General features: G+C 64.2%; 9 protein-coding genes, 1 tRNA gene and 1 rRNA gene. 6 read left to right on the top strand and 5 right to left on the bottom strand.

Features of this window, described 5'->3' with window-relative positions:
- Window positions 1-80: 80 nt before the first annotated feature.
- Together V9L18_RS06155 and V9L18_RS06150 are read right to left on the bottom strand one after the other, a co-directional pair.
- Window positions 81-157 (bottom strand) — tRNA-Thr (locus V9L18_RS06155).
- 152 nt (window positions 158-309) lie between these two features.
- Complete coding sequence (locus tag V9L18_RS06150; protein ID WP_337346302.1) at window positions 310-1,197, bottom strand: DsbA family protein; 888 nt, start codon at window positions 1,195-1,197, stop codon at window positions 310-312.
- Window positions 1,198-1,376: 179 nt separating this feature from the next.
- Between V9L18_RS06150 and otsA the strand changes: the two genes are divergently transcribed.
- From otsA to V9L18_RS06130, 4 genes are all read left to right on the top strand, one after another.
- A complete protein-coding gene (gene otsA / locus V9L18_RS06145) occupies window positions 1,377-2,879 on the top strand; it encodes an alpha,alpha-trehalose-phosphate synthase (UDP-forming) (RefSeq protein WP_337346301.1) in 1,503 nt (500 codons plus the stop codon).
- A complete protein-coding gene (gene otsB, locus V9L18_RS06140) occupies window positions 2,869-3,714 on the top strand; it encodes a trehalose-phosphatase (protein WP_337346300.1) in 846 nt (281 codons plus the stop codon). Before otsA ends, otsB begins: the two co-directional genes overlap by 11 nt.
- Window positions 3,715-3,933: 219 nt before the next feature.
- Window positions 3,934-5,016: an ABC transporter ATP-binding protein gene (locus V9L18_RS06135; RefSeq protein ID WP_337346299.1), complete on the top strand. Its 1,083-nt coding sequence runs from the start codon at window positions 3,934-3,936 to the stop codon at window positions 5,014-5,016.
- 141 nt (window positions 5,017-5,157) lie between these two features.
- Window positions 5,158-6,576: a DUF4032 domain-containing protein gene (locus tag V9L18_RS06130; protein WP_337346298.1), complete on the top strand. Its 1,419-nt coding sequence runs from the start codon at window positions 5,158-5,160 to the stop codon at window positions 6,574-6,576.
- Window positions 6,577-6,634: 58 nt separating this feature from the next.
- On the opposite strand, the gene V9L18_RS06125 is transcribed toward V9L18_RS06130, so the two are convergent.
- Entirely contained in the window at window positions 6,635-8,005 is a 1,371-nt protein-coding gene (locus V9L18_RS06125; protein WP_337346297.1) for an FAD-binding oxidoreductase, read from the bottom strand.
- Between the two features lie 200 nt (window positions 8,006-8,205).
- Between V9L18_RS06125 and V9L18_RS06120 the strand changes: the two genes are divergently transcribed.
- A complete protein-coding gene (locus V9L18_RS06120; RefSeq protein ID WP_337346296.1) occupies window positions 8,206-9,933 on the top strand; it encodes a glycoside hydrolase family 13 protein in 1,728 nt (575 codons plus the stop codon).
- 5 nt (window positions 9,934-9,938) lie between these two features.
- Window positions 9,939-10,994: a LacI family DNA-binding transcriptional regulator gene (locus tag V9L18_RS06115; protein ID WP_337346295.1), complete on the top strand. Its 1,056-nt coding sequence runs from the start codon at window positions 9,939-9,941 to the stop codon at window positions 10,992-10,994.
- Here V9L18_RS06115 and V9L18_RS06110 read toward each other — a convergent pair.
- Both V9L18_RS06110 and rrf read right to left on the bottom strand, forming a co-directional pair.
- Window positions 10,986-11,498: an SRPBCC domain-containing protein gene (locus V9L18_RS06110; protein WP_337346294.1), complete on the bottom strand. Its 513-nt coding sequence runs from the start codon at window positions 11,496-11,498 to the stop codon at window positions 10,986-10,988. The two genes, V9L18_RS06115 and V9L18_RS06110, sit on opposite strands and share 9 nt — an antisense overlap.
- Window positions 11,499-11,661: 163 nt before the next feature.
- A 5S ribosomal RNA gene (gene rrf / locus V9L18_RS22030) occupies window positions 11,662-11,737 on the bottom strand; the annotation flags it as partial.

Here is an 11,737-nt window from a genome sequence, read left to right as displayed (position 1 = left end):
CCTCTCCAGTGTGTGGTGCCCAATTTCGCGCACAAAAAACCCCTCCATCCCGGGCAAAATCGCCGGAACGGAGGGGTTCGTGGAGCCTCCTGTCGGATTCGAACCGACGACCCCCGCTTTACAAGAGCGGTGCTCTGGCCAACTGAGCTAAGGAGGCATGCCCTCACGGGCTGCGCCTGAACGGCGCTAGATAAGGTTAGCCCAAGTCCGCCCGCTGGTAAAAACGCTGGAGCCGGACAGGGCTCAATGGAAAAGCCCGGCCCCGGAAGCAATCCGGGGCCGGGCCTCCGTCATACAGCCCTGGGTGGGTTATGCCTTCGCGTTGATGGCAGCCTGCAGGAAGTCGGGGAACTGGGTCTGGGCGCTGTCGCCCTTGCCCCACTGCTTGCCGTCTACGAATACCGTGGGCGTACCGGTAACGCCGATGGCCGCAGCTTCCTTGGTGGTGAACTTAACGTACGGCCGGTAGGTCTTGTCATTGACGCAGCTGTCGATGTTGACGCCCATATCAGAGGCCATGGACTTGAGCTTGTCATCGGAGAGTCCAGCGCCGCCTTCGGCAGGCTGGTTAGCGAACAGGGCGTCCACAAACTCCGCGTACTTCTCGGGAGACTGGTTGACTACGCACGCAGCGGCGTTGGCTGCCCGCGAGGAGTAGTTCGTGGTGGACCGGTTGTCCAGGAAGCCGAGCGCGCGGTATTCCACCGTAATTTTGCCTTCGTTGCGCAGGGCAGTGAGCTGCTCGTTGTACTGGGCTTCGAAGTTCTTGCAGACGGGGCAGATGAAGTCGACATAGAGGACAACCTTCACCGGCTTGCCGGCCTCAGCCTCGGCACCGGGGGCGATCACTTCCGCCGGAGCCGTTTCCGGAGGATTCCCTACAGATGCAGCATCCACAGTGGACGCATCCAGCTTGGCCACTTCGGTGTTGGCCAGCAAGGTGATGCCGCCGTGTACGTTGCCATTGGCCGGCGTCGGTCCTTGGTCGGCGACCGGGGCGTTTTGCCGCATGGTGGTGGTTACGACGAGTGCCACTACCGCCAGGATGGCGACCACTGCCACCACAATGCCCCAGCCGATCAGCAGCTTGTTTCGCTTGTCCTTCTTAAGCTGCGCCTCGCGGATCAGGCGCGCCTTCTCGCGCGCCTCCGCGGTTCGCTCAGCCTTGGACTTACGTACTTCATTTGCGGGGCTCATGTGTTCCTTGGGTCGATCGACGTGGGGGGACCACTCAGTGGCAACTCCATCATTTTAGGGGAGAAACCTGAGAGCTTGCGCTTTCAACTATTCCTCCCCTTGACCAACGGACGAATAGCACGGAAGATTCCGCCCCGTTAGGGTGGGTTTAGAGGCACAAGCAACCCCAGGGGGCCGCAATGCAAACACCTGTCCAGGAACAACCTATCGCCGCGACTGACTCCGGCCCCGCCGGAGACGTCCATGGCGAGAGCACAAAATACGATTTCATGGTGGTGTCCAACAGGCTGCCAGTAGACCGTTGCAATGCCGGCGAGAGCGGCGACGACGGCTCCGGCTGGAGGCGCTCGCCCGGCGGTCTCGTAACTGCACTGGCCCCGATGATGACAAAGACCGACGGCGCGTGGGTGGGTTGGCATGGCGCCCCGGATGAAACGGTCAAACCGTTCAGCCACGGCGGGATGGATCTCGTCCCGGTCCAGCTCAGCACCGACGACGTCGAGCTGTATTACGAAGGCTTCTCCAACGCCACCCTGTGGCCCCTGTACCACGACGTGATCGCACCCCCGGAGTTCCACCGGACCTGGTGGGACGCATACCGCAGGGTCAACAGAAGGTTCGCGGACGCCGTCGTACGCCATGCCGACCACGGCGCCACCGTGTGGATCCAGGACTACCAGCTGCAGCTGGTTCCCCGGATGCTGCGCGAAGCGCGGCCCGACCTTCGGATCGGGTTCTTCAACCACATCCCGTTCCCGCCCCCGGAGATCTTCGCCCAGCTGCCGTGGCGGCAGGCCATCATTGACGGCCTCATGGGTGCGGACCTGGTCGGATTCCAGCGCCCCAGTGATGCCGGCAACTTCATGCGCTCCGCGAGGCGGTTCCTGGGCGCCAGCGTCAAGCAGCAGCAGGTGCACGTGAAGGGCCACGACGGCGAAATCACGCACATCGCCCGGGCCCAGGCCTTCCCCATCTCCATCGACGTTGCGCAGATCACCGAACTGGCCAACAAACCGGAGATCATCGAGCGCGCGCGCCAGATTCGCCAGGACCTGGGCAACCCCAAAACCATCCTCCTGGGCGTGGACCGGCTGGACTACACCAAGGGCATCCGCCACCGGCTCAAGGCTTTCGAAGAGCTCCTGAACGAAGGAAAGCTGACCGTCGGAGACGCCACCCTCATCCAGGTTGCCAGTCCCAGCCGGGAGCGGGTGGAGCAGTACAGGCTCCTGCGCGAGGAGATCGAGGGCACCGTGGGCCACATCAACGGAACCTACGACACCATCCAGAACACAGCCGTGCGCTACCTGCACCACAGCTACCCGGTGGAGGAAATGGTGGCGCTCTACCTTGCAGCCGACGTCATGCTGGTCACTGCCCTGCGGGACGGCATGAACCTCGTGGCCAAGGAATACGTGACTGCCCGCACGCAGAACGACGGCGCCCTGGTCCTCAGCGAGTTCGCCGGCGCGGCGGACCAGCTGAAGCAGGCGCTCCTGATGAATCCGCACGACATCGACGGCCTGAAGGACACCATCATGCGGGCCGTTAACATGTCACCCAAGGACTCCGCCCGCCGGATGCGGTCCATGCGCAAGCAGATCCTGGAACACGATGTGGACCACTGGTCAGCGGACTTCCTCCAGGCGCTCAACGAAAAGGTGGTCCGAGATGACTCGTGATGCCCGCCCCGCCAAGGGCCCACTGACGCTCTCCCCGGAACTTCGTGACGCCCTCCGGCGCATCGCGCAGACCGAACACTTGCTGGTGGCCATGGACTTTGACGGCACCATCTCGCCGATTGTGGACCACGCCGGCGACGCCCGCCCGCTTCCGCGCTCCGCCGCGGCGTTTGCCGGGCTCGCCGCCCTGCCGCGTACGACGACGGCACTCATCTCCGGGCGCGCCCTCGCCAGCCTGCGCGCGGTGGCTTCTCCCCCGGTGGACACCCTCCTGATCGGCAGCCACGGCGCCGAAGCCTGGCTTGGCCCCGGTTCCACGGAGCTGACCCTGGACGAGGACCAGCGCGCGCTGCTCGCGGAAGTGCGTGGCATCCTGGAGGAGATCGTGGAACAGGCTCCCGGCACGCTCCTTGAGGACAAACCTGCCGGCGTTGTCCTCCACACCCGGCTGGCCACCCCGGATGTTGCGGAGGACGCCGTGTCGGCCGCGCGTGCCGTACTGCAGGACCGCCACGGCGTGTTCCTCAAGACCGGGAAGCAGGTGCTGGAAACCTCCGTCGTTAATGCCTCCAAGGGTGAGGGCGTGACCTTCCTGCGGCAGATCACCGGGGCTACTGCCGTCCTGTTCGCGGGAGATGACACCACGGACGAGGACGCCTTGGCCCGGCTGGAATCAGGCGACGTTGGCGTGAAAGTCGGGCTGGACTTCACGCAGGCACAGTTCAGGGTGGAAGCCCCCGTGCACGTCGCGGAACTGCTGGAAACCCTGTTGCAGGAGCGCAGCCTGGCGGTGGCTGAAGAGGAACCCGAGAACTTCAGTGGACGTGGCCAGTAGCGAACCTCACGTGTGACGTCCGTAACATTTAGTCCAATTCGGGTTTGATCTGACATACTCTTGCTTGTGATGTGGCGCACAAGAACCGTGCGGCGTCACTCGATACTCCTCGGCCTCGGCCGGGGAGTACGCGGCTGAAAACCGTGAACAACTGAACAAACATGAACCATTCACAACGGATCGTCCGGCACGTACCTGCCGGTGAAGGGATTGATAACTGTGGCTACAGTTACTTTTGATAACGCTACGCGTCTGTACCCGGGCACAGAAAAGCCCGCCGTCGATAAGCTCAACATCGACATCGCCGATGGCGAATTCCTGGTCCTCGTTGGACCCTCCGGTTGCGGTAAGTCCACCTCCCTGCGCATGCTCGCAGGCCTTGAGGACGTCAACGCCGGCCGTATCCTCATTGGCGACCGCGATGTCACCGACGTTCCGCCGAAGGACCGCGACATCGCCATGGTTTTCCAGAACTACGCGCTGTACCCGCACATGACGGTTGCAGACAACATGGGCTTCGCGCTGAAGATTGCCGGCGTCAGCAAGGAAGAGCGCGCCGAACGTGTCCGCGAAGCAGCAAAGCTTCTTGACCTCGAGCCGTACCTGGACCGCAAGCCGAAGGCACTCTCCGGCGGTCAGCGCCAGCGTGTTGCCATGGGCCGTGCCATTGTGCGTAACCCGCAGGTCTTCCTCATGGATGAGCCGCTTTCCAACCTGGACGCCAAGCTCCGTGTCCAGACCCGTACGCAGATCGCGTCCCTGACCCGCCGCCTGGGCGTCACCACCGTCTACGTGACCCACGACCAGGTCGAGGCCATGACCATGGGTGACCGCGTAGCTGTGCTGAAGGACGGCCTGCTCATGCAGGTTGACACCCCGCGCAACCTTTACGACAAGCCCAAGAACGTCTTCGTTGCCGGCTTCATCGGCTCCCCCGCCATGAACCTGCTGGAACTGCCCGTCGTCGACGGCGGCGTCCAGTTCGGCGGAACGGTTTACCCCGTGCCGCGCGATGTCCTCGAAGAAGCCCACGGCAGCACCGTCACGCTGGGCTCCCGCCCGGAAGACCTCGAGACCGCACCGCAGGGTGAAGGCCTCAAGGTCGAGGTTGACGTTGTTGAAGAGCTCGGCGCCGACGCTTACGTCTATGGCCACACCACGCTCGACGGCAAGGACCACGACATCGTGGCACGCGTCGACGGTCGCCGTCCTCCGATGAAGGGCGAGGCCATCTACGTTCGTCCGCAGTCCGGCCACGTGCACCTGTTCGACACCAAGACCGGCCTGCGCCTGGGCGATTAATCCCCACCGGCACCTCGCCGGGGTGGGCCCATCCACCAGCTCGCTAACCAACCGACGGCGGCCCTCCTTTCTGGACGGGCCGCCGTCGGCGTTAAGTCCAATGTTTAGGCCCGCCGCCCTATGTACGGAAGAATTGACCCCATGACCGAGGAAAACAGCGCCCAGTGGCACGACGAACCCACCGACTACGCGCAGATCGGTAAACTGCCGCGGTTTGAGGCCGCTAGCGCCAATGACGACAAACTCTCCGCGGTCTCCAGCTCGTTGAACATCACGGCGGCCGCCGCAGATCCGGAGCTCCTGGACCTCCCGTGGCACATCGCCCTTGAGGACTGGCCTGCCGAAAACCTTGCCGCCCTCCCCCGCGGCATCTCCCGGCACATCGTGCGCTTCGCCCATCTGGGCGGCTCTGTCATCGCCATCAAGGAAACATCCGAACATGTGGCCCGCCACGAGTACCACATGCTGCGGAAACTCGCACGGCTGGACGTGCCCTGCGTTGAACCCGTAGCCGTGATCACGGGCCGGACCACGCTGGACGGCCGGCCCCTGAATCCGGTGCTCGTCACCCGCCACCTGAAGTTCTCGATGCCGTACCGCGCGCTGTTCTCCCAGATGCTGCGCAAGGACACCCTCACCCGCCTCATTGACGCCCAGGCCCTCCTGATGGTCCGTCTTCACCTCATCGGCTTCTACTGGGGCGACGTCTCGCTCTCCAACACCCTGTTCCGCCGTGACGCCGGCGCCTTCGCGGCCTACCTCGTGGACGCGGAGACCGGCGAGCTGTATCCGGACCTGTCCACCGGGCAGCGAGAATACGACCTCGAAATCGCCCGGGTCAACATCGCAGGTGAGCTGATGGACCTCCTGGACGGCGGCCTGATCGAGGAGAAGGTGGATCCCGTTGCCACCAGCGAACTCATTATGGACAGCTACCGGCGCCTCTGGACCGAGCTGACAGAAAAGGAATCCTTCGAACTCGGCGAACGCTGGCGGGTGGGCGCCCGCATCCGCCGACTCAACGAGCTGGGTTTCGACGTCGAAGAATATGCCATCAAAACCACCCAGAACGGTTCCACGATCCAGTTGCAGCCCAAGGTGGTGGACGCCGGGCACCATATGCGCCGGCTGCTGCGCCTGACGGGATTGGATGCCCAGGAGAACCAGGCACGGCGACTGCTCAACGACATGGACTCGTTCCGGGCGGACAACAACCCGGAGATGGACGAGGAATACAGCGCCCACCTCTGGGTCAGCCAGGTCTTCGAGCCAATCGTCCGGTCCATCCCGCGGGACCTTTCCCGCAAGCTCGAGCCCGCCGAAGCGGTCCACGAAGTGCTGGAGCACCGCTGGTATATGTCAGAGAAGCAGGAACGGCACATTCCCCTGGCGGAAGCGGTGCAGTCCTACATCGACTCCATCCTTCGGCACCGCCGGGATGAGGCAGCCATCATGCTGAACCCGGACACCGAGATGCTGAAGATCCTCGAAGTCGAAACTGAGGAGTCCAGGTACGGCGCCGACGAAAGCATCGACGAATACCCGGACGTCGACGACTGACCATCTTCCCTCGCGTGGCAGCACGGGTGTGTTAATACCCCACCCGGGGGCAGCGGGCTTAGATGGCTTTGCCCGGATTCAGGATGCCTGCCGGGTCAAAGAGTTCTTTGATCCGGCGCTGCAGCTCCCGGACCGGTTCCGGTTGCTCCAGTCCCAGCCAGCGCAACTTGTATTGTCCGATGCCGTGTTCGCCGGTGATAGTGCCACCCATCTCCAGTGCTGCGTCGATGGAATCATCCAAGGCAAGGTTCAGGCGTTCCATGGCGCCCTCATCCACCGCATTGTCCAGGCGGTCCACCCAGAACGTCGGGTGCAGGTTGCCGTCACCGGCGTGTGCCACCACCTTGAGGCTGACCTCGTGGGCAGCAGCGATGCCCTCCAGCGCCGCCACGTAATCCACCAGGCGTGAGCGGGGAACGGCAACGTCCTCCCCCACCCGGTATTCGTCGTCGACCTCCACACCGCGGCTGTTGCGGCGCAACTCCACCAACTGCTCGGCCTCGGCAGTGGATTCGGTGGTGACCAAGGCTCCGCCGTCCGCCAGCACCCTGCGGACAACTTCTGCCTCCGCCGCAGCACCGAAACCATCGGTCTGGATGAGCAGCAAGGAGCGTCCGCGCGCGCTGAGGTCCGAGCCGTGGATGCTGTCCAGCTGGGCCAGCGTACCGCCGTCGAGCAGTTCCATGATGGCCGGCTGGACACGGGCCCTGCCCACGGCCAGGACACCGGCGGCGGCCATCCTGAAGTCCGGATAGAACGCCGCGATGGTGTGCACATCCCGCGGCAGGTACTTCAGCCGGACGGTAATGCCAACCACGATGCCCAGCGTCCCCTCGGAGCCCACGAAGAGTCCGGTGAGGTCGTACCCGGCAACACCTTTGAACGTTTGGTGCCCGGTGTGGATCAGGGATCCGTCTGCGAGTACCACGTCCAGTGCCAGGACAGAGTCCCGCGTGACCCCATACTTCGCGCACCGCAGGCCACCGGCGTTGGTGGCAACGTTGCCACCGATCGTGGACGTGCGGAAGCTCGCCGGATCAGGCGCGTACATCAGGCCGTGGACGGCAGCCGCTTCGTTCAAGACTGCGTTAATGACGCCGGGTTCGACGACGGCGGTCTCGTCGTCAGGGTTAAGGTCCAGGATGCGGTCCATCCGTTCCAGGGACAAAACGACCGAATTCCTGCTGGCGTGGGCGCCTCCGGAAACCCCGGTCCCCGCGCCGCGGGCCACCAGCGCGATCCCCCTGCTGGCGCAACACCGCACGGCCGCCTGGACATCCTCGACTGACTCGGCGAACACCACCGCCAGTGGCAAGTGGAAGTCCACCACCGGAGCCTGATCCACCGCGTACCGGGCGAGTGTGACGTCGTCGGCATCGACCTGACCCGGCCCAAGGACACTTTCGAGTTCCGTTACGATGCTGCCCACGCAGCCTCCAGTTTCGTCGTCGCTGTTTTCCTCCAGTCTAGGGCTGGCCTGCTGGCGACCTGACCAGCAATGATGCTAACAAGCCATCTGCAAACGCTTCCAGACAAGGTCGAGTGCAAGCCCTAAACCCGTAAGCAGGCTTGTGTTCATATAGATGGAAGCGTTTCCATTTGTTGCGTTGCCCGGATATGCTTTTCCGCATGTCTGTTGATTCCGTGATCACCGCCACCGCACCACTGGCCGGTCCGCTGACCCTCATCCACGACGCCGACAAAGCCCCGGGCTGGTGGCGCTCAGCGGTCATTTACCAGGTGTACCCCCGGTCCTTCCGCGACCTCAACGGGGACGGCATCGGCGACATCGCCGGTATCACGGCGGAGCTGCCGCAACTTGCTGAGCTTGATGTGGACGCTGTCTGGCTGTCCCCGTTCTACCGGTCTCCCCAGCGGGACGCCGGGTATGACGTCAGCGACTACTGCGACGTGGACCCGATCTTCGGCACGTTGGGCGATTTTGACATCATGATGTCCGAGGCCAACCGCCTGGGCCTGCGGGTCATCGTTGACCTGGTCCCCAATCACTGCTCGGACCAGCACGCGGCTTTCCAGGCCGCATTGGCCGCACCGGCCGGAAGCCCCGAGCGCGACATGTTCATTTTCCGCGACGGCAGCGGCCATGAAGGGCAAGAGCCTCCCAATAACTGGCAGTCCCACTTCGGCGGACCGGCGTGGACGCGCGTCATCGGACCCGATGGCCGCCCGGAGCAGTGGTACCTGCACCTCTTCGATTCATCACAGCCTGACTTCAACTGGGACAACCCTGCCGTCCATAAGGAGTTTGAACGGGTTCTCCGCTTCTGGCTGGACCGCGGTGTGTCCGGCTTCCGCGTGGACGTGGCGCACGCGCTGGTCAAAGCTCCAGGCCTTCCGGCATGGGGCGGGCGGGCCGACGGCGGCAGCTCGGATGGCTTCCCCGGCCACGAGGCTCCCATGTTTGGTCAGCCGGCCATCCATGACATCTACCGCGCGTGGCGCCGGATCCTGGACGAATACGGTCCGGACAGGATTCTTTGCGCCGAAGCAAGCGTTGACCTCCACCGCCTCGCGGATTGGGTCCGGCCCGATGAAATGCACCAGGCCTTCAACTTCCCGTACCTGCACGCTGGCTTGGACGTGTACCGGCTGCGGGGCGTCATCACGGACTCGCTGACAGTCCTGGACTCCGTGGGTGCCCCCAGCACCTGGGTGCTTTCCAACCACGACGTAGTGCGGCACGCCAGCCGCTTTGGTTACAACGGCTTCGGCCCCCGCGACGGTGACGGCATCGGTCCCGCGGACCCGCAGCCCGACACCGCCCTGGGCCGAAGGCGTGCTGCCGCGGCTTCGCTCTTTATGCTTGGCCTTCCCGGCGCGGCTTACCTCTACCAGGGTGAAGAGCTCGGATTGCCGGACGGGATCGACATCCCTGAAGGCATGCGGCAGGACCCCACGTTCGCGAGGACCGGCGGGGAACGGCTGGGGCGCGATGGGTGCAGGGTTCCCCTTCCTTGGAAGGCTGCCGAACTCCACTTGGGCTTTGGCTCCGGGGAGCAGCCGTGGCTCCCGCTGCCGGCCGCGTTTAACGAGCTAGCGCGGGACGTCCAGGCCGCATCGCCGTCGTCGCACCTGAACCTGTACCGCCGCACCCTGGCGCTGCGGCGGGAACTGGGCCTGGGCCGTGGTTCCCTGGCGTGGGCTGAGGAGTGGTGCACCGGTTCGTCCCTCGCTTATGTCAACGGCACTACGCTGGTGCTTATGAACCTTAACCACGAGCCGCTGGAAATGCCTGCAGGCAACGTCCTTCTCCGCAGTGCCGATCCGGACTCCGGCCACTTCCTGGCCTCCGGTGAAACCGTCTGGCTGCAGTTGGTGCACGGCGACACGGAGTAGTACCTATGGCAGGCATCAAAGACGTTGCCGACCGCGCCGGCCTGTCCATTGCCACAGTGTCCCGGGCACTGAGCGGGAAGGCGAACGTCTCGGCTAAGAGCCGCAAACTAGCAAAGGCAGCTGCCGAGGAACTTGGCTTTGTCCCGTCATACCATGCGTCGAGCCTGGCATCGGGACGCAACCACAATGTTGGCCTCGTTCTGCCGTCCGTGCACCGCTGGTACTTCTCATCCGTGCTGGAGGGAGTCTCCGAGACTCTGCTGGACGCCGGCTATGACCTCACGCTGTACAACGTGGGCGACCAGCCGGCGCGGCGCCAGAGCGTCCTGAAGGACTTCTTGCTCCGGAAACGGCTCGACGCAGTGATCGCCGTAGCGTTGGTACTCACCGACGACGAGATCCAGCAGCTCCTGGCCGTCCATCGCCCCATTGTGGGCATCGGCGGAGCGCTGGCAGGAGCCTCTACACTTCGAATCAATGATTCCGGCCTCTCCCGCCTGGCGACCAACCATCTGATCCAGCTGGGCCACACACGCATCGCCCACCTGACCGGTGATCCCGCCTTGAATCAGGAGTTCAAGCTGCCTGGAATCCGCCAGGCCGGATTTGTGGCTGCCATGAAGGATGCTGGCTTGCCCGTCCGGCCGGAATGGCAGATCTCAGCGGACTTCACCATCCAGGGCGCCTACGCGAGTGCACGAAAGCTGCTGGGACTGGGGACGGAACGGCCGACGGCGGTCTTCGCGGCCTCGGACGAGATGGCCATAGGCACTATCCTCGCTGCCCGGGACTTCGGCCTGCGGGTTCCAGAGGACCTGTCCGTCATAGGCATGGACGGCCACGAACTGGGGGACGTCTTTGGCCTAACCACCATCGACCAGGACGCCCGCGGCCAAGGTGCCCTCGCAGCCCGGCTGCTGCTCGAGACGCTCGACGCCGGGATCCCCGGTGATGGCCGCGAAGCCCGCTCGGCCGCTCCTCCCACTGCAACCGACCGTGAGTACCCCACGGAGCTGATCATCCGCACGAGTACGGCCGTACCGCCCTCGGCGCTATCCTAGTTCGCCTGCACCTTCATCCGGAGTGCCGCCCATAAAGCGCACATAGCGCTCAAGCACTACGGGCCAACCTGCGGCGTACTCAGCGCGCGCACGTGCCGGATCCTCAGCGCCTTCCCAGCCGTCGTGGACGAGGCGTACCTCGGTGCCCTCAGGAACGGCCCTGAAGGCAACACGCAGCTCCGTGGACCACAATGCCGTGGTCCCGGGGTGCCAGGTTGCATGGAAAGACAGCGGTGGCTGCCAGTCGTCGATCGTCCCCCATATAGATGTCCTGCCGTCGTCAGCCGTTTCCAGGATCAGGTTCTCTTCGAATTCCACGTACGACCCAGCCCCATAGACGCCATGGGATTCCAGAGGCCACCAAAGGTGCGTGTGGTCGGTAAAGCCGGCAAAGGCCTGGGCAACGTGGCAGGGGACAGTCACAGTAAGGATGAGGGGATCCAGAGCGTCCGGAGCGTCGGCAGGATCCGGGGCAGGGCCGGCATGGCTGAAGAGGTTATCCATGGACAGCAACTTTACCCGCGCCCCATCAATCACCCCCAGGACCGCCGCCGTGGGGAATCTTCTGGTGAGGCTGGCCCGAACGGTGCAGGTTCCGGCTGGGGTGGGTGTGTGTGTTAAATGGGTCAGGCCCCGACGTGTTTGTCGGGGCCTGAGCCTAATGTGTGTCCGGCGGTGACCTACTCTCCCACACCCTCCCGGGTGCAGTACCATCGGCGCTGTGGGTCTTAGCTTCCGGGTTC

The sequence above is a fragment of the Pseudarthrobacter sp. CCNWLW217 genome (genome assembly GCF_037203985.1).
Taxonomy (GTDB): domain Bacteria; phylum Actinomycetota; class Actinomycetes; order Actinomycetales; family Micrococcaceae; genus Arthrobacter.
The sequence above is the reverse complement of the archived record's forward strand: the minus strand, read 5'-3'. Positions and strand labels throughout refer to the sequence as shown.

Coding starts and splice junctions, on each gene's coding strand:
- V9L18_RS06150 (WP_337346302.1), bottom strand. CDS start 1,197: ATGAGCCCCGCAAATGAAGTACGTAAGTCCAAGGCTGAGCGAACCGCG.
- otsA (WP_337346301.1), top strand. CDS start 1,377: ATGCAAACACCTGTCCAGGAACAACCTATCGCCGCGACTGACTCCGGC.
- otsB (WP_337346300.1), top strand. CDS start 2,869: ATGACTCGTGATGCCCGCCCCGCCAAGGGCCCACTGACGCTCTCCCCG.
- V9L18_RS06130 (WP_337346298.1), top strand. CDS start 5,158: ATGACCGAGGAAAACAGCGCCCAGTGGCACGACGAACCCACCGACTAC.
- V9L18_RS06120 (WP_337346296.1), top strand. CDS start 8,206: ATGTCTGTTGATTCCGTGATCACCGCCACCGCACCACTGGCCGGTCCG.
- V9L18_RS06115 (WP_337346295.1), top strand. CDS start 9,939: ATGGCAGGCATCAAAGACGTTGCCGACCGCGCCGGCCTGTCCATTGCC.
- V9L18_RS06110 (WP_337346294.1), bottom strand. CDS start 11,498: ATGGATAACCTCTTCAGCCATGCCGGCCCTGCCCCGGATCCTGCCGAC.